This window comes from Serratia bockelmannii, from assembly GCF_051803255.1.
GTDB lineage: Bacteria > Pseudomonadota > Gammaproteobacteria > Enterobacterales > Enterobacteriaceae > Serratia > Serratia bockelmannii.
In genome coordinates this window covers 1,840,876-1,859,590 of the sequence record NZ_CP196512.1, presented here as the reverse complement: position 1 = coordinate 1,859,590, position 18,715 = coordinate 1,840,876, and the positions used below count along the sequence as shown (strand labels likewise).

General features: G+C 56.1%; 19 protein-coding genes and 1 tRNA gene. 8 read left to right on the top strand and 12 right to left on the bottom strand.

Annotated elements, in window-relative coordinates; genetic code table 11:
- The first annotated feature begins 191 nt into the window (after positions 1 to 191).
- Positions 192 to 992 carry a DNA/RNA non-specific endonuclease gene (locus tag ACSJLU_RS08850; protein WP_015377376.1) on the top strand — a complete coding sequence of 267 codons (801 nt, stop codon included), beginning with the start codon at positions 192 to 194 and terminating at the stop codon, positions 990 to 992.
- A gap of 49 nt (positions 993 to 1,041) precedes the next feature.
- On the opposite strand, the gene ACSJLU_RS08845 is transcribed toward ACSJLU_RS08850, so the two are convergent.
- Together ACSJLU_RS08845 and ACSJLU_RS08840 are read right to left on the bottom strand one after the other, a co-directional pair.
- Entirely contained in the window at positions 1,042 to 4,122 is a 3,081-nt protein-coding gene (locus tag ACSJLU_RS08845) for a MexW/MexI family multidrug efflux RND transporter permease subunit (RefSeq protein WP_049208068.1), read from the bottom strand.
- 10 nt (positions 4,123 to 4,132) lie between these two features.
- On the bottom strand, positions 4,133 to 5,218 hold the full coding sequence (locus tag ACSJLU_RS08840) for an efflux RND transporter periplasmic adaptor subunit (protein ID WP_025302327.1): 1,086 nt from the start codon (positions 5,216 to 5,218) through the stop codon (positions 4,133 to 4,135).
- Positions 5,219 to 5,363: 145 nt separating this feature from the next.
- On the opposite strand from ACSJLU_RS08840, the gene soxR reads away from it, so the two are divergent.
- The gene (gene soxR / locus ACSJLU_RS08835) at positions 5,364 to 5,837 is read left to right on the top strand and encodes a redox-sensitive transcriptional activator SoxR (RefSeq protein ID WP_025302326.1); all 474 of its coding nucleotides are present in this window, start codon (positions 5,364 to 5,366) and stop codon (positions 5,835 to 5,837) included.
- Positions 5,838 to 5,884: 47 nt separating this feature from the next.
- Here the strand turns inward: soxR and ACSJLU_RS08830 are convergent, their stop codons facing one another.
- The 8 genes from ACSJLU_RS08830 to ACSJLU_RS08795 all read right to left on the bottom strand — a co-directional run bounded on the left by ACSJLU_RS08830 (position 5,885) and on the right by ACSJLU_RS08795 (position 13,422).
- The gene (locus tag ACSJLU_RS08830; protein ID WP_197538605.1) at positions 5,885 to 6,400 is read right to left on the bottom strand and encodes a response regulator transcription factor; all 516 of its coding nucleotides are present in this window, start codon (positions 6,398 to 6,400) and stop codon (positions 5,885 to 5,887) included.
- A 91-nt stretch (positions 6,401 to 6,491) separates the two neighbouring features.
- On the bottom strand, positions 6,492 to 7,016 hold the full coding sequence (locus ACSJLU_RS08825; protein WP_049204270.1) for a hypothetical protein: 525 nt from the start codon (positions 7,014 to 7,016) through the stop codon (positions 6,492 to 6,494).
- Between the two features lie 136 nt (positions 7,017 to 7,152).
- Positions 7,153 to 8,217, bottom strand: a complete 1,065-nt coding sequence (locus tag ACSJLU_RS08820) for a fimbrial protein (protein WP_049295353.1) — start codon at positions 8,215 to 8,217, stop codon at positions 7,153 to 7,155.
- 14 nt (positions 8,218 to 8,231) lie between these two features.
- Positions 8,232 to 10,727: a fimbria/pilus outer membrane usher protein gene (locus ACSJLU_RS08815; RefSeq protein WP_380825509.1), complete on the bottom strand. Its 2,496-nt coding sequence runs from the start codon at positions 10,725 to 10,727 to the stop codon at positions 8,232 to 8,234.
- A 14-nt stretch (positions 10,728 to 10,741) separates the two neighbouring features.
- A complete protein-coding gene (locus ACSJLU_RS08810) occupies positions 10,742 to 11,437 on the bottom strand; it encodes a fimbrial biogenesis chaperone (RefSeq protein ID WP_439041076.1) in 696 nt (231 codons plus the stop codon).
- A gap of 54 nt (positions 11,438 to 11,491) precedes the next feature.
- Entirely contained in the window at positions 11,492 to 12,088 is a 597-nt protein-coding gene (locus ACSJLU_RS08805) for a fimbrial protein (RefSeq protein WP_369825806.1), read from the bottom strand.
- A gap of 817 nt (positions 12,089 to 12,905) precedes the next feature.
- On the bottom strand, positions 12,906 to 13,118 hold the full coding sequence (locus ACSJLU_RS08800) for a hypothetical protein (RefSeq protein ID WP_025302319.1): 213 nt from the start codon (positions 13,116 to 13,118) through the stop codon (positions 12,906 to 12,908).
- Positions 13,119 to 13,334: 216 nt separating this feature from the next.
- A tRNA-Ser gene (locus ACSJLU_RS08795) sits at positions 13,335 to 13,422 on the bottom strand.
- Between the two features lie 228 nt (positions 13,423 to 13,650).
- Here ACSJLU_RS08795 and yccA point away from each other — a divergent pair.
- Together yccA and tusE are read left to right on the top strand one after the other, a co-directional pair.
- Positions 13,651 to 14,310 carry an FtsH protease modulator YccA gene (yccA, locus tag ACSJLU_RS08790; RefSeq protein WP_004928091.1) on the top strand — a complete coding sequence of 220 codons (660 nt, stop codon included), beginning with the start codon at positions 13,651 to 13,653 and terminating at the stop codon, positions 14,308 to 14,310.
- A gap of 111 nt (positions 14,311 to 14,421) precedes the next feature.
- A complete protein-coding gene (tusE, locus tag ACSJLU_RS08785) occupies positions 14,422 to 14,751 on the top strand; it encodes a sulfurtransferase TusE (RefSeq protein WP_004928095.1) in 330 nt (109 codons plus the stop codon).
- Between the two features lie 34 nt (positions 14,752 to 14,785).
- Here the strand turns inward: tusE and yccX are convergent, their stop codons facing one another.
- Complete coding sequence (gene yccX, locus ACSJLU_RS08780) at positions 14,786 to 15,064, bottom strand: acylphosphatase (RefSeq protein ID WP_049204268.1); 279 nt, start codon at positions 15,062 to 15,064, stop codon at positions 14,786 to 14,788.
- Between the two features lie 93 nt (positions 15,065 to 15,157).
- On the opposite strand from yccX, the gene rlmI reads away from it, so the two are divergent.
- The gene (rlmI, locus tag ACSJLU_RS08775; RefSeq protein ID WP_025302317.1) at positions 15,158 to 16,348 is read left to right on the top strand and encodes a 23S rRNA (cytosine(1962)-C(5))-methyltransferase RlmI; all 1,191 of its coding nucleotides are present in this window, start codon (positions 15,158 to 15,160) and stop codon (positions 16,346 to 16,348) included.
- Between the two features lie 60 nt (positions 16,349 to 16,408).
- On the top strand, positions 16,409 to 16,726 hold the full coding sequence (gene hspQ / locus ACSJLU_RS08770; RefSeq protein ID WP_004928104.1) for a heat shock protein HspQ: 318 nt from the start codon (positions 16,409 to 16,411) through the stop codon (positions 16,724 to 16,726).
- 60 nt (positions 16,727 to 16,786) lie between these two features.
- Here hspQ and ACSJLU_RS08765 read toward each other — a convergent pair whose 3' ends face one another.
- A complete protein-coding gene (locus tag ACSJLU_RS08765; RefSeq protein WP_025302316.1) occupies positions 16,787 to 17,200 on the bottom strand; it encodes a CoA-binding protein in 414 nt (137 codons plus the stop codon).
- 256 nt (positions 17,201 to 17,456) lie between these two features.
- Here ACSJLU_RS08765 and ACSJLU_RS08760 point away from each other — a divergent pair, with 256 nt between their 5' ends.
- Positions 17,457 to 18,122: a DUF2057 family protein gene (locus ACSJLU_RS08760; protein ID WP_025302315.1), complete on the top strand. Its 666-nt coding sequence runs from the start codon at positions 17,457 to 17,459 to the stop codon at positions 18,120 to 18,122.
- A 123-nt stretch (positions 18,123 to 18,245) separates the two neighbouring features.
- Positions 18,246 to 18,704 carry a methylglyoxal synthase gene (locus ACSJLU_RS08755; RefSeq protein WP_016928284.1) on the top strand — a complete coding sequence of 153 codons (459 nt, stop codon included), beginning with the start codon at positions 18,246 to 18,248 and terminating at the stop codon, positions 18,702 to 18,704.
- Positions 18,705 to 18,715 lie beyond the last annotated feature (11 nt).

The window sequence follows — 18,715 nt, the reverse complement described above, 5'->3', positions numbered from 1 at the left end:
TCCTCCCCCCTTTGAAACGGCGTCTGTTGGACGCCGTTTTCATTTCTGCCGCATTGCACGTGCGGCTTGGCTGTACCATGACTGACACATTCACAACATGAATATGTTGCATTGTTGTATTCGTTTCACTGCGATAAGTTTATTTTACTGTAAATATATACAGTACTTTTTAACTTATTGAGGATATGAATATGCGCTTTAACAACAAGATGTTGGCCCTGGCCGCCCTGCTGTTCGCCGCTCAGGCGTCGGCCGACACGCTCGAATCCATCGACAACTGCGCGGTCGGCTGCCCGACTGGTGGCAGCAGCAACGTGTCTATCGTGCGTCATGCTTATACGTTGAACAACAACAGTACCACCAAGTTCGCCAACTGGGTGGCTTATCACATCACCAAAGACACGCCGGCCAGCGGCAAGACGCGCAACTGGAAAACCGATCCGGCGCTCAACCCGGCGGACACGTTAGCGCCCGCCGATTACACCGGCGCCAATGCGGCGCTGAAGGTCGATCGCGGTCATCAGGCGCCGCTGGCTTCGCTGGCGGGCGTTTCCGACTGGGAATCGCTGAACTACCTGTCCAACATCACGCCGCAAAAGTCCGATCTTAACCAGGGCGCCTGGGCGCGGCTGGAAGATCAGGAACGCAAGCTGATCGATCGCGCCGATATCTCCTCGGTCTATACCGTGACCGGGCCGCTGTATGAACGCGATATGGGCAAACTGCCGGGCACCCAGAAAGCGCATACCATCCCCAGCGCCTACTGGAAGGTGATTTTCATCAACAACAGCCCGGCGGTGAACCACTATGCCGCCTTCCTGTTCGATCAGAACACGCCGAAGGGCGCCGATTTCTGCCAGTTCCGCGTGACGGTGGACGAGATCGAGAAGCGTACCGGCCTGATCATCTGGGCCGGTCTGCCGGACGACGTGCAGGCTTCGCTGAAGAGCAAGCCCGGCGTCCTGCCGGAGTTGATGGGCTGCAAAAACTGACGAAAAAACCCGCCGAGGCGGGTTTATTTTTCATACGGGCGCCGGCGGTTTATTCCGTCAGCGCCTTTTGCGCGGCGGCCAACTCACGCTGCCGGGGCGACGCCACCGCATGATCGCGCGCCAACAGCGTGTACACCGTCGGCAGCACGAACAGGGTAAACAGCGTGCCCACCAGCATGCCGGAGACGATCACCAGACCCAGCCCGAAGCGGCTGGCGGCACCGGCGCCGCTGGCGAACAGCAGCGGGATCAAACCGAACACCATCGCCCCGGTGGTCATCAGCACCGGCCGCAGGCGAATTTGCGCCGCCTGCAAAATCGCGTCGCGCCGCGTCAGCCCCTGATGCATCTGCAGTTCGTTGGCGAACTCCACCATCAAAATACCGTGCTTACTAATCAGCCCGATCAGGGTCACCAGCCCGACCTGGGTATAGATATTCATCGTGGCGTAACCCAACGCCAGCGGCAGCAAGGCGCCGCAGATCGACAGCGGCACGGTGATGAGGATAATCAGCGGATCTTTCAGGCTCTCGTACTGCGCCGCCAGTACCAGGTAAATGATCACCAACGCCGCCAGGAACGCGAACGCCAGCGCGCTGCCTTCCTGGGTATATTGGCGCGAATCCCCCTGCCAGTCATGGCTAAAGTCGGCCGGCAACGCATTCGCCTGCCGTTCGAGGAAGGCCACCGCTTCGCCCATCGAAACGCCGGGGGCGGGAATGGCCTGCAGGGTGGCGGCGTTCTGCTGGTTAAACTGAGTCAGCTTGTTCGGTTCGACCTTAACGGCCACCGATACTACGGTGGAGAGCGGCACCAGCGTATTGTCCTGGGTGCGGACGTACTGCCGCGCCAGCGCCTGCGGCGTCAGCCGCTGTTCGCGCAGACTTTGCGGGATCACGTCATAGGCGCGCCCGTCCATGCCGAAGCGATTGAGGTAGTTCTCCCCCACCAGCACCGCCAGCGATTCGCCGATGTCGCTCATGCGGATCCCCAGACTGTTGGCCTTGGCGCGGTCGATATGCACCTCCGCCAGCGGGTTGTTGTAGTCCAGATCGCTGTCCACCACCATAAACAGGCCGCTGTTTCTGGCGTTCTGCTTCACCTCTTCCAGGGTGCGGTACAGCTGCGGGTAGTCCTGCGGCGTACGCAGCACCATCTGCACCGGCAGCCCCCCGGTGGAACCCGGCAAGGCGGGCAGTTGGAAGGCGAAAATGCTGGTGCCTTCGACATCGTTCACCGCCCGTTGCAGATCGGCCTGCACCGCCGACGCCGAGCGCTGGCGCGCCTGCCACAGCGTCAGGTTGATACCGCCAATGCCGGACGCCGTGCCGTCGCTGCCGTTGATGATCCAGCGGCTTTCGGTTTCCGGCATGCGGTTGTAGACCTCATCCAGCTTGTAAGCAAAGCGTTCGACATAGTTCAGGTTGGCGTGCTGCGGCGCCTTGATGGCGGTCAGTACGATGGCCTGATCCTCGGTCGGCGCCAGCTCGCGCTGCGGCATCAGGTACAACAGCGGCAGGCTGATCATCACCAACAGCGCCAGCGTCCCAGTCAACCAACGGTGGTGCAGCGAGAAGTCCAGCGCGCGCGCATAACGCCGCGTCAGGCCGCCGAAGAACCACTCGGCGGCGTGCGCCACGCGCCCTTCGCTCTGTTTGGCCGGCAGCAGGAGCGAGCTCATCACCGGCGACAGCGTCAGCGCCACCACGCCGGACACCACCACCGCCCCGGCCAGCGTCAGCGCGAACTCGCGAAACAGCGCGCCGGTCAGCCCGCCCATCAGGCCGATCGGCGCATAGACCGCCGCCAGCGTCAGCGTCATGGCGATCACCGGCCCCGCCACCTCGCGTGCGCCGATCATCGCCGCCGCCAGCGGCGTTTTCCCCTCTTCGATATGGCGATGTACGTTCTCCACCACCACAATGGCGTCGTCCACCACCAAACCGATCGCCAGAACCATCGCCAGCAGCGTCAGCAAATTGACGCTGAAGCCGAAGGCCAGCATCAGCCCTGCAGCGCCAAGGATCGACAGCGGAATGGTCACCACCGGGATCAACACGGTGCGCAGCGACCCCAGACACAGATAGATCACCGCCACCACGATCGCCAGCGCTTCGAGCAGGGTATGCACCACTTCATCGATCGAGGCCTGAATAAAGCGCGCGGTCTCGAACGCCAGCGCCATCTTCACGCCCGGCGGCTGCATCTTGTCGATCGCCGGCATCAGGTGACGAATGCCGTCGACGATCACCAGCGGGTTGCCGGTCGGCGTAGGGAAGACGCCGAGGAACACCGCCGGTTCGCCATCCATCAGGGCACTGGTTTCGGTGGCCGCGGCGCCTAGCTCCACGGTGCCAACGTCTTTCAAGCGCACCAGGCCGTTGCCGTCGTTGCGCACCACCAGATTGCGGAACTCTTCCACGCTGGTGAGATCGGTATTCACCCGCACGTTGGCAACCACGTACTGCCCTTTTACCTTGCCCGGCGCCGCCTGGTAGTTGTTGCGCCGCACCGCGTCGGCCACGTCGGCGGCAGTCAGGCCGCGGCCGGCCAGCCGATCGCTGTCCAGCCACAGGCGCATCGCCATTTTTTGCCCGCCAAACACTTCCACCTTGGCGACGCCGTCGATGGTGGTGAACATCGGCTCCACCACCCGCGTCAGGTATTCGCTCAGCGCCGGTGTGGACAGCGTTTTACTGGAGAAACCGACATAGGCCACGGCAGTAGCTTCACCCGCGGACCGCTCAATCACCGGATCGTAAGCCTGCTCCGGCAGCTTGTAGCGCACCTGGTTGACCTTGGCCATCACTTCGGTCAGCGCCTGGGTGGAGTCGCGGTTCAGCGCCATACGCACCGTCACCACGCTGCGCCCCTGAACCGACGAGGAAGAAAGGTAGTCAACGCCCTCGACGGACGACACCGCCTGGGCGATTGGCTGCGTGACAAAGCCCTGCATCAGCTCGGACGACGCGCCAGGATAGTCGGTGCTGATGGTAATGGTAGAGTTTTCCAGCAGCGGGTATTGGCGGATCGGCAGTTTGCTGAGCGCCAGCGCGCCGAACAGCAGGATCAGGGTGCTGACCACCAGCGCCAGCACCGGCCGGCGCACGAACAGATCGGTAAATGTCATCGGTCTCTCCTCAGGAACCGGCCGGGGCGGCGTTCAGGGTATCCTGCGCCACCGGCTCGGCCGCCATGCCGTCGCTCAGCTTGAGCTGGCCCGAAGTCACCACCCGATCGCCTTCCTGCAGGCCGCTGACTATCTCGACGCGCCCGTCGTTACGCTCACCCACGGTGACCGAGGCGCGCTTGACCGTCATGCCCTTTTCACCCTGCTGCGCCAGAAACACGGTATCGCCGTACGCCGTATAGGTCAGTGCCGTTTCCGGCACCGTCAGCACCGCCACGCGTTGCCGCTGCGTGACGCGAATGCCCGCGTACATGCCCGCCTTCAGCAATCCCTCACGGTTGCTCAACGTCGCCTGTACCTGCACGGTGCGGGATTTGCCGATCATCGGGTCGATAGCGGTAATGGCGGCGGGGAAAGCGCGATCGGGATACGCCCCAACCTGCACCGACACCGCCTGCCCCAACGCCAGCCCGGCGCTGCTTTGTTCGTCCAGCGAGAAATTGACGCGCAGCGTATCGGCGTCCACCAGGTTCGCCACCGCCTCGGCGGCGTTGAGGTATTGCCCTTCATGCACGCGGCGAATGCCGATGGTGCCGGAGAACGGCGCTCGGACCGCCTTTTGCGCAATTTTGGCCTGCGTTTCCTGCACCGCACCGAACGCCATATCCCGCTCGGCCAGCGCGTCGTCCAGCTGTTGCCGCGCGGTAGCGTTGAGGTTCATCAGCTTGCGCATGCGCGCCAGCAAGAGATCGGCATTGCGCAATTGCGCCTGCAGGCGCACCAGCTCAGCCTGTTCAACCGCATCGTTAAGCTGCACCAGCAGTTGCCCCTGCCGCACCGTTTGGCCGGATTCGAACAGAATGCGCGTGATGCGGCCGCTGGTCTCTGCCGCCACTTCCACCTGGCTGGCCGCCTCCAGCTCGCCCACGCCGGCATAGCTGCGTGCCGCCTGCTCACGCAGGGCGGGCGCCAGCGCCACTTTAACCGGCGGATAGGCCGGTGCGCCTTCGCTTTGTCGCGCGGTGGAACGCATCGCAACGGCGGCGACGGCGAGTGCCGCCAGCAGTGCGGCAATAATGAGGTATCGTTTCATCATGTAACGGTTTCTTCCTGATTTTACAGCCAAAGCCATCCTTCCCCCGACGCAGCGCAGGGAGGTGACGAGAGATACCGGTTGCCAAGCCCGGCTGGCTGCACTATAAAACCTCAGGTTAACTTGAGGTCAAGTTGAGGAAGACAAAATGGCAAGAAATGAACCGATTGACGCCAATCGGCTATTGACCGTTGGGGAAGTGGCGAAACGCAGCGGCGTGGCGGTATCCGCGCTGCACTTTTACGAAAGCAAGGGGCTAATTCAGGCGATGCGCAACGCCGGTAACCAGCGCCGCTACACGCCGGTGGTGTTGCGCTACATCGCGGTGATCAAGATCGCGCAAAGCGCGGGCATTCCGCTGGAGGAGATCCGCGCAACGCTGGGGCGTTTTCCCACCGGCAGCAAGCTAACCGCCGAACAATGGGGAATTTTGTCCTCCTCCTGGCGCAAAACGCTGGATGAACGCATACAGCGGCTGACGGTGCTGCGCGATCATCTCGACAGCTGTATCGGCTGCGGCTGCCTGTCCCTCGCCGACTGCCCGCTGCGCAACCCAAACGATATTTGGGGCCAACAGGGTGCCGGTGCGCATATTTTCGAACGCCCGGCCGATCATGGGTGAGCAGACGCTCTCCCTGCGGGCCAACGCACCCGCCTGTGGAATAGCGATTACACTCGCTCATCCGCTGCCAAAATGAACTGATGAAAACGTTGAATCTCCAGCTTACGCATGGCGTTCATTTTATGCTGGCTGACGGTTTTCTCGGAAATACCCAACGCCTTAGCGACGCCGGTATTCGGTTTTCCCGCCAGCAGCATGGCCAACACCGAAAGCTCGCGCGGCGACAGGCTCTGCCCTTTGCAGCTCGCGGTGAACATTTTTATCGCCTCAACGAACGTCGTAAGACCGATGTTTTTTTTCAGACAGTTAAAATTCGCCAGGCGCGGCGTTTCCACGCCGGTTAAGACGATCGTATTGTCAGGCCTGTCGATAATATGCGATAAGAAATTCATAACCCGACAGATAGACGAGAAAGAGACGATGACCACTTCTGCATGACAAGACATGGCATGTAATCCACGGCGTGCAGATGAATGCAGACCAATAACTTCAACGCCCTCCAACGACTTCAAGATCTGCGATATGCCATAGAATAAATAGTAATCATCAGAAAATATAGCCACTCGCACAGGATCACCCCATTGCTATTTGTCATGGGCGCGTTTTTAACAACGCCCCCATGGCAGTCATGCCAATTAACTTTATTGGTTCGACTTACTTAAGTGAAGAACATAATGAGATCAGCAATGCAGACAGCGATGAAAGATATTTTTCATCCAAATTCATAATGCCATCTTCACTGTATTTTACGTTATTATCTAGAATTTCATGAATACTCTCGACGGCGCATACGGCATCCTTCCAAACTACACGCCGCCCGAAAGGTGAAGCGCCGAGATATTGCGCGCTTTGGCGAAAAGCAACGATAAAATCGCGCAGTATATCGAGCACAATCAATACTTCCTCCCTGCTGACACACCGCTTCATTTGCACTTTATCCAAGAAAACGCTGAGCGTGCTTTGTAAGGAAAACAGGCTCTTGAACAACCCGCCGGCGATATCCTTCGGTGTTTTCACGCTGGTTGATATGACAAAAGGGAGCTCTCCATGCTGTGAAATATATTGATAAAGCCCATTTATCGCCGTCGTCGGCTTAATATCCAAACCGCGAAGAATGACATCAACCTCATCTTTTAGCGATTTTTCCACTTTGACACCGATCTGGATTTGTTCCGTCATACAATTCATCCTCAACATAGAGATCCGGATTAAACACCAATATTATTCAAGTAAATAATATTCGCCACCAATTACCATGTTAAGATTTTTCTTATATGTGGCAACCTGTTTTTTATTATTAAAAATAACAAAAGAATCATTTATATATAATGTTAAGCGTGGCCGATGTATTAATTCCCCCACTGCTCATTGTGGTGGGGCTGTAAGGATAATAATAGGCCGCCATGCCGATGGAAAATTGCGCATCCAAGGCATTGCCGGTTACCACATGAAATAATGAAGTCGCCGCACCTGGTGCCACGCTGGAAAGCGACAGCGTGACGGGATTATTAGGCGAAGCCGTCTTGACCAGCCGGATGCCAATGCCTTTTGCCGCCTCAGGGCTTTTATCTATCAAAACCGTATTATCTGAAGCCAACAGATTATTGCTGGATAAAAACATATTGATATCCCGATCGGCCGTGCCGCCGCTTTGCCGATTCTGACAGCTGAAATTCAGTGTAAAGGGCGTCAGGCCATTTTGCGCCCCCTGAGTAATCTGCGATATCCCCAACGTCGGCAACTTCACTGCCAGGCCGGCATTGTCGAAAGTGCAGGTTGTCATCTTGGGCGCATACTTGATGGTCATCGGCTGTCCGTACATGTCGCGCTGATCGTAAGGCCAATTGAAGCCGTTGAGCAGCCAGGTCAAGATCTTCACCAACTGCTTGGCGGGCCACAAAATGATCTCCAGCAAAGACATCCCGCTCAGATCGGTCACGAACATCACGTCCTTAAGGCTAACCGTGTCGCCGGGTATCGATGTGCCCGTCTTGCTGACCAGACTGAAACGGATATTCATCGGCTGATTCAATTCCGAAGCGGAGTGCGATCCCCAACCGCTAAGCTTTTTGTTGGCGATGTCGTTGGTTATTTCCGCGCGTATCCAATATTTACCGCTGTTGAATCCCAGAATGGTCGCCTTCGTGCTGTCGGTTGACAGGATACGCGTATAGCCGAATTCGCTGCTCGAGGTTGAACAGCTAAATGAACCGCTGTATTGCGTATAAAAACTGCCTTCCCAGACCGGTGTCTTATCGCTGAGCTTATCCGACAAATCGACGTAGATCGGCGGCGCATATTGGATGCCATTGCCGTAGCATGAAGCGTAACTGTAACCGCTGAACAATAGGGACAGCGTCAGTGCGAGTATCCTGAGCATGGTGTAATTATCCTTTATCGACATATGTTGGCTGCGCTGTCCATCGATATTTTCGGGCGTTCAATCTTGCAGACACCGTCATTCAGCCTGACTTCCAGCGACGTTGGCTGCTGTTCAACCCGTAGATACAGGACGCTGGCCTGCCCGACGAAGCCAATGGCATTCCCACTTTGATCCGCCACCTCCGCACCAAATGGCAGGGGTTTATTGCCGCGCTTAAAGGCGCGCAGCGTATAAGGCCGACGCCGATCGGTTTCAAATCTCAAATAGTTGACGGCGCCGGCATAGGGCACACTGTTGGCGATATTGCCGACGATCTCGGCGCCGGAGCTGTTGCCGGTATCCGACAATGTCACGGAGTTTTGCCGGTAAGGCGTGGCGTAAGGCACCAAAGCCAGCCCTTCGTCGTTAGTGACGATGCTCTCGTCGCCGTTCACCATCAGCCCTTTGGCCTTGGGCGCGTCCACCACCATCATGGTGTTGCCCATTTCGTTGGACGCTAGCAAATGCCAAGGGATCGCCACCAGGCTGCCGCGGGCGCTCATGCCCAATTGTCGATAGTCTGATGATTCACTGTAGGAGCCGCCGACAGTCGTCGCGTTGGCGCGATAGGCGGCATTCATGCTCGCCATGCTGTTGCCGCCGCTTTGATTGCTGCCGGCAAGCGCATAACTCAGACGGTTTGATTCCAGCGCATTGCCGCTCAGGCTCAGCGAGCTTTGCTGATAGTGCGAATCGGTGGCGGATAAGCTGGTGCTGAGATAGGCATTGTTGTCGAACATCGACAGCGGCACGCTCAGAGAGAGATAAAACCGCGTCTCTTCTTTGCGATCGGAATTTCTCACGCGACTCGCGGAAATGTTGTAACTGACGCGCGAGAAGGCGTTTGAATACCCGAGCTGGTATTCCCGGCTTTTATTCGTATCCGACCAATAATCGCGTTGGGTGCCGGAGAAATAGAGCGTGCCCCACCCGTCTGCGAGCCTCTGGTTCAGGTTCAAATTGAAGGTATTGCGTGGACGAGCGGCGCGAACGGCGTCCCAGGTATTCAAATCCAACGGGGCAAGCTCATCGTCATCCCGATCGTTCCAATAATCGTGAAAACGCTTGTCACGCTCGCGGTAACCTTGATGGGTGTAGATGGCATCGTTAAAGCTGTAATAACCTTTGGTCGAATAACGGTATGCCGCCAGCGTGAAGTTTGTTGCGGTAGCGTCCAAAAACTTGCTGTAGGCGATCCGAAAACTTTGCCCATTTTCATTGCGATCCTGCAAATGCGTCGAGGCCTGAGTCACATCGACGGATACCGCGCCGAACGGCAGATTCCAGCCACTGCCCAGCAGCCAGGCGCGATAGTCCTCGCTGAGGATCGTACCGACGTAACCGGTGACCAGGTTATTGAAGCCATACTGCAGCGTGCCCTGCGCGAAAGCAGGCGCATAGTCGGTATCCGCCTGATTGACCTTACCGGCCACCAGGCCGTATTTGCTGACACCCTGCTTCAACATGTTGGGAACGGCGGAAAACGGTACGGTAAAGGATTGTTCCCGCCCGTCGGCTTCCTTGACCACGACCAACAGATCCCCCGCAGAGCCAGTCGGCAATATGTTATCCAGCGTAAAGGCGCCCGGCGGCACGTTCTCCTGATAGATGAGGTTGCCGTTTTGCAATACTTTCACCAGGGCATTGCTCTGCGCCACGCCCCGCACTATCGGCGAAAAACCCTGCTGCGAATAGGGCCGCATGTTGATATCCGAGGCTAAAGCGCCGCCCCGCACCCGAATCGAGTCGAACAAGTCCCCCGGCGAATAGAAATCGCCCATCGTCAGGTTCGATTTGATGGCGGCGAAGCCACGCTGCACATAGCGAGTATTATTTTGCCAATCGCTGCCCTGTCGCGAACTGCTGCGGAAATTGCTGCTGTCTCTGAATTGCCAACCCGCCAGATTGATCCCCGATTCCAAACCGGTATAGAAATCGTCGTTTGACGCCTTGTCGCCCTGCAACGACTGCACGTGGTAATAGGTGGCGTTATAGGCCAGCAGCAGCGCAGGCACGCCGCGATCCCAAAATTTGGCGTCAACATAGCCGGCCTCTGCGCGAATCACTCGCGACTGAGGCACCGTCAGCTTAAGGCTCAACGTCCCCACGTCGAAGTCGGCCCTTCCTCCTTGCACCAACGTTTGGACGGGGATCGGTTCCTTGTCCCCCCCGATGGACAAACTACTCATATCGATGCCCAACAGGGCGGCGTCACGATGGGCGATGCGAATATCGCCTTTATGTTCGCCGAACTGCAACGAGAACCGCCCTTTCCAACTCTGGTTGACATACACGTCGACCGTTTGCGTGCCTGCCGGCATGTCATTATTGAGGTAAAAACGCGACAGGTCGGATTCGCTGGACGCGCCGGCCAATAGAGAAGTGTCGAATTTCATCGCCGAGGCTTTATTTAACGGAATGAATACAGATGCGGTCAGTATCGAAAGCAATTTTAGTTTAAGCTTCATGGCCGTTCTTCACGTTAGCGGGCTGTAATGGCTTTAGATTTATAAGCCCCCAGGTCGTCGATATAGAGCAGGGTGTAGGGAATGTTCCGGCTCACACCAACTTTGGTCGGAACAAAGAGGCTGGAATATGGCCCGACCATCACTGAGTCAATCAACAGATTCTTTTTGCCTTTCTGATCAACATTGGCCAACGTAAAAAAGTAAGGACCTTTGTTGATAACCTTAAATCCCTTCCCTGCCGCCTGGAGTTCAATGAAGTCGGTGATGTTATTTGCGCTGCCGGTTAACCCTGCCGGGCGATAAAATAGCTTGATGCGCGATTTGATGGCTAATTGCAGCGTATTGACCCCTTGCAAATTTTCCGGCGTAGGCGGGATATCCAGCACATTCAAATAAAATACCGACTCACGACAGCCGGGGAGCGCCGCGCCCATTTTTTGTATGCGTAATTGCTGGCCATTATTTCCGGCAACTTTTACAACCGGCGGGGATAACAAGAACGGCACGTTTGCCGTTTCAGGCGTCGAGTTGATATCACCATCATCAATCCATGCCTGCACCAGTGCCGGATCGTCACCATTGTTGACTAACTGAACGATAACATCCTTGTTTTTTTCCGGATAAATAACGCGCGTTCCATTAATTACAATATTGGCATCGGCGCAAAAGCTGCTGAGAAACAATCCAGCAAAGATTAAGCACTGTTTCATAGTCACCCCAGATGCCAGGCCTTTGCCTTGGGCACAGGCCTGGCTTAATTGCAATTACAGGTAAGAAATGGTGTACGTCACGTTGGAACTCAATTCCCCCACTTTTGCTTCCAACGCATTGGTCTTGTAGTAATAGGCATCCAGCGTCAGCGTTTCGGCATCTGGCGCCGTTTTATCGCCTTTGATCTTGGTGACATAAGGCACGTTCAACGGAATCGGCGTGGATGAACCCGGCTCGGCCAGAGAAAAACCGACGTTTTTCGCTACGGCGGCGTCGCTTTCATTCACGGAGCTGTTCAGCAGATATTTTCCGTCGGTAGAGATATTATTCGCCGAAGAGAAATAGATCTTCAGCGGCGTACCGGCCGTTCCCGCCGCCGGCGTGCAGCCGGAGAACGTCAGCGAGAAAGATTTCTTGTTTTTGGTGATGGGGCCGACAACGGTGCCCGCATCCGTCACGGAAATCGGGCTGAGTGCAACGGTAAAATCGGCGCTTTTCCCGCCATTGATGGTACAAGTGGTATCCGTAACGGCACCGCTAAACGAAATAACGCCACCGGCGGAATTATCTGCCGCCGTTGCGCCCACAGATGTTAACGCGGCAGCCAATACCGCCAAAGAGATGCCTTGCTTAATCATAATAAACCCCATTACTTTCTTCGCTGAGAGAGCATATATAAAATGACCTACACCATTAAACCGTTTAGAGGCTAACGAAGCTTAGGCAATAGCAGAGTATTGACAGCATCCTGCCATCTAAAAGTTTATATGTGGCGGTATATATTTATATATATCCAAGTGTATTCTAAAAGATATCCGGCAATGGGAAAAATCTCATTCACCGCCAGATGCAGAACATATTAATTCCAAAGACAAAAAAAATGCAACATCGAATCAAATAATTTTCATGACCATAAAAAAACGAATCGCGCAATGAGCGGAAAGATACGCGCCTTAAAAGAGTGAGTACGACAGGATACTTGCTGCGCAGGTTAAATAAATGTCGCCGTTTCCTCATAAAGCGCTTGTGGCATAAAAACAAAAAACCATTGAAATAAAAAGAAAAAAACACATAAAGAAAAATCTTAGATTCCTTCCCCCCTTCTCCTCCCACGTAAAGTTTAGTTTTCCTCTACCTTAAAAATTTTCCGACCCACCGCTATAGGAGCAGCCCGAAAATGCGACACTCTTTGCATATCAATATCCAGATACACAAAAAACAGCGCCCACACTTTTCTTCGTTCAGTCGATAAGGCTGAATTCTTTCAGAGAAAAATATACCCTCCCATATAAATATAAATCCCACTTTTAAAGTAGATTTTAAAATATACCGAAAGGTAATTCATTTAAATAAATCGCCGTAAGGGTAAAGCAAGATAGGGGAAAAGGGCTGCATCTCAAGTAACGGCAGGAATAAAAAACCCGAGCGCCACAGGCTCGGGTTTATAGCAAAACACACATTTGACGATCAGAGCGGCTTTTCAGTCCGTACAATGCCGTGATTCTTCATCACTTCTTCCATCGTAAGGCTATCGTCATACGGCGTCTCATCCACCACGACGTCTTGCGGACGCACATAAGGTTTGGTCGCACGTTTGAACATCCACCACCACACGAATACCAGGAAAGCGCCGGACTTCAGAAAGATCATGGTCCATAAGGCGACTTGATACCAGTTCATCTCTGTCTCCATAGAGCATTAAGCGAAAATAGATAAGGCGGCGTTGATTATCGCGCCGGTCACGCCTGACACGAGCAGCCGACCTTGATAAACGCATAATCTCACCGATGCGTGGCCCTTATCAATAGCCGATCGCGTTTCCTGGAAAGGCTTGCCGTTTTCTCCGCACGCAAAAGCAAAAAACCCCGTGCTCAGAGAGCACGGGGTCAGAATGTATGGCGGAGGAGCAGAGATTCGAACTCTGGAACGGTTTCCCGTCGACGGTTTTCAAGACCGTTGCCTTCAGCCACTCGGCCACCCCTCCGCAACGACGCGCACTATAAACAGACCTTATTCGCTTGTAAAGCCCGGGCGCGTTCAACCGCGCGAAAAATCAGCGAAGGCGCGGCAAACGGCGAACAAACACGCGTCCGCATCCCCGCTGTTGCCGTAATGATAACTAAGGGTAAAGATTGGTAAACAAACTTTAATCAACCGCTTGCGCTGCCTATTATCGGGATTATTTTGTTATGGCTTGATAAGAGAGAGCATTATGGACCGCATTGTCGTCTCATCTTCTTCGCGCGACTCGCTGCTCAGCACGCATAAAGTCCTGCGCAACACCTATTTCCTGTTATCCCTGACCCTGGCCTTCTCAGCCCTGACCGCCACCGCCAGCACGATGCTGGGGCTGCCGGCGCCGGGCTTGCTGCTGATGCTGGTTGGCTTCTACGGCCTGATGTTCCTGACCCATAAACTGGCCAACAGCCCAGCGGGCATCTTGGCGGCGTTCGCGCTGACCGGTTTCATGGGATATGCCCTCGGCCCAATCCTCAGCTCGTTCCTGAACGCCGGCGCGGGCGACCTGATCATGCTGGCACTGGGCGGCACCGCAGCGGTGTTCTTCTGCTGCTCGGCGTATGTGCTGACCACCCGTAAAGACATGTCGTTCCTGTCTGGCATGATGATGGCCGGTTTTGTGGTGCTGCTGGTGGCGGTGATCGCCAACCTGTTCCTGCAGATCCCTGCCCTGCACCTGGCTATCAGCGCGCTGTTCATCCTGTTCTCCGCCGGCGCGATCCTGTGGGAAACCAGCAACATCATTCACGGCGGCGAGACCAATTACATTCGCGCCACCGTTAGCCTGTACGTGTCGCTCTACAACATGTTCATCAGCCTGTTGAGCATTCTGGGCTTCGCCCGCAGCAACTGATCGCGTGTTACACCTGCCTTCCAGGCCCCGCTCCGGCGGGGCTTTGTTTTTTGCGGCTGAAAAAATTTGCTAAACTGGCGGCCGTTCCGAATTATCCGTTATCGAGGCAGTATGTTGGAGTTTGAAGGTCAGGTTATTGACACTGACGCGCAGGGCTATCTGAAAAACAGCGCCGACTGGCATGAAGGCCTGGCGCCGCTGCTGGCCGCGCAGGAAGAGATCGTGCTCACCGAAGCACACTGGGAAGTGGTGCGCTTCGTGCGCGACTTCTATCAGGAATTTAATACCTCACCGGCTATTCGCATGCTGGTCAAAGCGATGGCACAGAAATACGGCGAAGAAAAAGGCAACAGCCGCTATCTGTATCGCCTGTTCCCGAAAGGACCGGCCAAACAAGCCACCAAGATCGCCGGGTTGCCCAAACCGGTAAAATGCATCTGACCGCTCCGCCCGCAGCGCCGCTGCAGGCGAGCGTTTAATAGCGAATGCCGAACCCATCGTAGTCAGCCACGCCGTGTGGCTCCACCAGCACGCGTTCGACGCGCGCGCTGCGCGGGCCGCCCTGTTTCAACCACTCCACCAGCCTATCCACCTGCGCCTGAGTGCCGCAGGCCACCACCTGGACACTGCCGTCATCAAGGTTGCACGCATAGCCGGCCACCCCCAACGCCTCGGCCTGCCGCTGAGTGGAATAGCGAAACCCCACCCCCTGCACCACGCCATACACATACGCAGCAATGCAAACTTGTGTCATAATCGCCCCCTTAATTAAGTTTTCGTTATGGCATTGCCGTGCCTTTGCACCGCCGTGTCACTCTTTCTATCCTAGCTGGCAGCATTATTAATTATGACCGTACGCCTGTTTCTCGCCAAAGGACGTGAAAAGTCCTTACTCCGCCGTCACCCTTGGGTGTTCTCCGGTGCCGTTCAACGCGTTGAGGGCAAAGCCCACTCCGGTGAAACCATCGATATTCTCGACAGCCAGGGCAAATGGCTGGCTCGCGGCGCCTATTCGCCCGAGTCGCAGATCCGCGCACGCGTCTGGACTTTCCAGCAGGATGAAGAGATTAACATCGATTTCTTCATTCGCCGCCTGCAGCAAGCGCAAAGCTGGCGCGATTGGGTCGCACAGCGCGACGGTCTGGACGGATACCGTCTGATCGCCGGCGAATCCGACGGCCTGCCGGGCATCACTATCGATCGCTTCCAGAATTTCCTGGTGCTGCAGCTGCTGTCCGCCGGTGCCGAATACCAGCGCCCGGCCCTGCTTTCCGCCCTGCAGCATTGCTACCCGGAATGTTCGATTTACGATCGCTCCGACGTTGCGGTGCGTAAAAAAGAAGGCCTGCCGCTGGCGCAGGGCCCGGTGCTGGGCGATCTGCCGCCGGAACTGCTGCCTATCACCGAGCACGGCATGAAGCTGCTGGTGGACATTCAGCAAGGGCACAAGACCGGTTTCTACCTCGACCAGCGCGACAGTCGCCTGGCGGCGCGGAACTACTCTGCCGGCCGCCGGGTGCTGAACTGCTTCTCCTACACCGGCGCCTTCGCCGTTTCCGCTCTGATGGGCGGCTGCGCACAGGTGATCAGCGTGGATACCTCGCAGGCAGCGCTGGACATCGCCAAACAGAACGTCGAGCTCAACAAGCTCGATCTGAACAAGGCGGAGTTCGTTCGTGATGACGTGTTCCAACTGCTGCGCAACTACCGCGCTCAAGGCGAAAAATTCGATCTGATCATCATGGATCCGCCTAAATTCGTCGAGAACAAGAATCAGCTGGCCAGCGCCTGCCGCGGTTACAAGGACATCAACATGCTGGCGCTGCAGTTGCTGAATCCAGGCGGCATTCTGCTCAGCTTCTCCTGCTCCGGCCTGATGCCGACCGACCTGTTCCAGAAAATTTTGGCCGATGCCGCTGTAGATGCCGGACGTGATGTACAATTTATAGAACAGTTCCGCCAGGCTGCCGATCACCCGGTGATCGCCACGTATCCTGAGGGGCTGTATCTGAAAGGCTTCGCTTGTCGGGTGATGTAACTTGAAATGCGCTGCCTTGCCCCCATATATGAGCAAGGCATTGTTTCTCAGGAGGTCATCATGATTGCCAGCAAATTCGGTATCGGACAACAGGTTAGGCATAAACTGCTGGGGTATTTGGGCGTCGTGATCGATATCGACCCGGAATACTCTTTAGAACAACCCAAAGCTGACGAGATAGCGGCGAACGACGAACTGCGTTCCGCCCCTTGGTACCACGTGGTGATGGAGGACGAGGAAGGCCAACCGGTGCATACCTATCTGGCGGAAGCGCAGCTGGATGGCGAGCCCCAGGAAGCGCACCCCGAGCAACCATCGCTGGATGAACTGGCGGAATCCATCCGTCACCAGTTACAGGCGCCACGTTTGCGCAATTGACCGCGCCAAGACCTGAGAAACCCCGAGAGGGCCCGGCATCGCGCCAGGCCCTTTTTTTATTTAGCGCTCCAGCCCTAAACGCGGGATTTCGATTTTCGGGCAGCGATCCATCACCACCTGCAGCCCGGCCTGTTGCGCCAGCTCCGCCGCCTGATCGTTAATCACGCCGATCTGTAGCCACAGCGCCTTGGCGCCGATCGCTATCGCCTCTTGCGCCACGCCGTAAGCCGCCTCCGAATTGCGAAACACATCAACCATATCCACCGGCTGTGGGATAGCGGCCAGCGTGGCATAAACCGGCTGCCCCAGCAGCGTCTGCCCCGCCAGTTTTGGGCTGACCGGGATCACTTGATACCCTTGCGCCAACAGATACGCCATCACCCCATAGCTGGGCCGCGACGGGTTATCGCTGGCGCCCACCAGCGCGATGGTTTTCACCTGCTGCAACAGCTCAACAATCTCTTGATCTTGCATCTTCAACTCCCGTTTATCACTGCGTCACTTTCCATTTCGAGTGTAACCGATCGGCATTCGCTCGGTTAAACGCTAATGCGAAGGAAACTTCACCGCAATCTTATGGTCAGAGGCTGTCGCGGTTCAGCTGCGCACGGTCGTGTCTAAACGCGATAAAATATGTAAAAATGTAAACAAAATACCCGATTGAAAAATTTTGACACAACCTATGCCGTGTTCAACACTTAGAGCTACGTCACTTTATAAGGAGATAATGATGAAATTTGGTCTGGTGGTTGCGGCGTTGCTCAGCATCAGTATGCCTGCCGCGGCTACGACCCTGAAACTCTCCCCGGACATCGACCTGCTGGTGGTCGACGGCAAGAAAATGACAGGTTCGTTGTTAAAAGGCGCCGACAGCCTTGAACTGGACGGCGGGCAGCACCAGCTGCTGTTTAAAGTGACCAAAACCGTACGTTCCGGCCAGCATACACAGGCCTATACGTCCCTGCCGCTGGTTGCCACCTTCAATACGCAAAAGATTAGCCAAGTGGCGATCGAACTGCCGCGCATCGAGAACGATCGTGATGCGCAACGCTTTGACAGAACGTTGAATTATCTGGTGGTCGATAAAGACGGCAACGCCCTGCCGTTCCGACATGATGCGCTGCATCCCGACAGCGTCACCTTCAATACCGATTTGGAAAAGGTGATGACCGATTACAACCGCCAGAACCGCCCGGCCTCCGTTCCGGCCTTTGTTCAGGCGAACGCAGGCAATCCCTCAGCCCTCGCGTTGGCCGGCGCGCCGCTGAACGCCCCGACGGTAACGTTGAAAGGTGAAAACGTGTCGGAACAGATGTTGCAATACTGGTTCCAACAGGCCGACAAGGAAACACAGAAACGTTTTCTACGCTGGGCCAATAAACAACCGATTCGCTGATCCCTTCCGGCGTCTTTCCCCGTAAAGGCGCCTTTTCTTCGCATTTTCAGGCGCAAACGCTAGGCAGTGAAAAACAGTTTCAGTAATCTGTCGCACATCCCCCGATGAGCGAAGGACACCGAGATGGAATTGACTACCCGCACTATCGCCGCGCGCAAACACATTGCGCTGGTGGCGCACGATCACCGCAAACAGGCCCTATTGGAGTGGGTAGAAAGCCACAAGACTATTCTGGCGCAGCACCAGCTGTACGCCACCGGCACCACCGGTAATCTGATCCAGCGCGCCAGCGGCATTCCCGTCACCAGCATGCTGAGTGGCCCGATGGGCGGCGATCAGCAGGTTGGCGCACTGATTGCGGAAGGCAAGATAGACATGCTGATCTTCTTCTGGGACCCGCTGAACGCGGTGCCGCACGATCCGGACGTGAAGGCGCTACTGCGGCTGGCGACAGTATGGAATATTCCGGTGGCCACCAACCGCTCGACCGCCGATTTTCTGATCGACTCTCCGCTGTTCAAAAACGAGGTGGAGATCGCCATCCCCGACTATCAGCGCTACCTGCAAGACCGCCTGAAATAATCCTCACGGCC

Bases quoted from the DNA above. Each gene is read 5' to 3' on its own strand.
- ACSJLU_RS08825 (WP_049204270.1), bottom strand. From the start codon at position 7,016: ATGACGGAACAAATCCAGATCGGTGTCAAAGTGGAAAAATCGCTAAAA.
- yccA (WP_004928091.1), top strand. From the start codon at position 13,651: ATGGACCGCATTGTCGTCTCATCTTCTTCGCGCGACTCGCTGCTCAGC.
- yccX (WP_049204268.1), bottom strand. From the start codon at position 15,064: ATGACACAAGTTTGCATTGCTGCGTATGTGTATGGCGTGGTGCAGGGG.
- ACSJLU_RS08810 (WP_439041076.1), bottom strand. From the start codon at position 11,437: ATGAAACAGTGCTTAATCTTTGCTGGATTGTTTCTCAGCAGCTTTTGC.
- ACSJLU_RS08755 (WP_016928284.1), top strand. From the start codon at position 18,246: ATGGAATTGACTACCCGCACTATCGCCGCGCGCAAACACATTGCGCTG.
- ACSJLU_RS08760 (WP_025302315.1), top strand. From the start codon at position 17,457: ATGAAATTTGGTCTGGTGGTTGCGGCGTTGCTCAGCATCAGTATGCCT.
- ACSJLU_RS08840 (WP_025302327.1), bottom strand. From the start codon at position 5,218: ATGATGAAACGATACCTCATTATTGCCGCACTGCTGGCGGCACTCGCC.
- rlmI (WP_025302317.1), top strand. From the start codon at position 15,158: ATGACCGTACGCCTGTTTCTCGCCAAAGGACGTGAAAAGTCCTTACTC.
- ACSJLU_RS08850 (WP_015377376.1), top strand. From the start codon at position 192: ATGCGCTTTAACAACAAGATGTTGGCCCTGGCCGCCCTGCTGTTCGCC.
- hspQ (WP_004928104.1), top strand. From the start codon at position 16,409: ATGATTGCCAGCAAATTCGGTATCGGACAACAGGTTAGGCATAAACTG.
- ACSJLU_RS08805 (WP_369825806.1), bottom strand. From the start codon at position 12,088: ATGGGGTTTATTATGATTAAGCAAGGCATCTCTTTGGCGGTATTGGCT.
- ACSJLU_RS08800 (WP_025302319.1), bottom strand. From the start codon at position 13,118: ATGAACTGGTATCAAGTCGCCTTATGGACCATGATCTTTCTGAAGTCC.
- ACSJLU_RS08815 (WP_380825509.1), bottom strand. From the start codon at position 10,727: ATGAAGCTTAAACTAAAATTGCTTTCGATACTGACCGCATCTGTATTC.
- ACSJLU_RS08820 (WP_049295353.1), bottom strand. From the start codon at position 8,217: ATGCTCAGGATACTCGCACTGACGCTGTCCCTATTGTTCAGCGGTTAC.
- soxR (WP_025302326.1), top strand. From the start codon at position 5,364: ATGGCAAGAAATGAACCGATTGACGCCAATCGGCTATTGACCGTTGGG.
- ACSJLU_RS08845 (WP_049208068.1), bottom strand. From the start codon at position 4,122: ATGACATTTACCGATCTGTTCGTGCGCCGGCCGGTGCTGGCGCTGGTG.
- ACSJLU_RS08765 (WP_025302316.1), bottom strand. From the start codon at position 17,200: ATGCAAGATCAAGAGATTGTTGAGCTGTTGCAGCAGGTGAAAACCATC.
- tusE (WP_004928095.1), top strand. From the start codon at position 14,422: ATGTTGGAGTTTGAAGGTCAGGTTATTGACACTGACGCGCAGGGCTAT.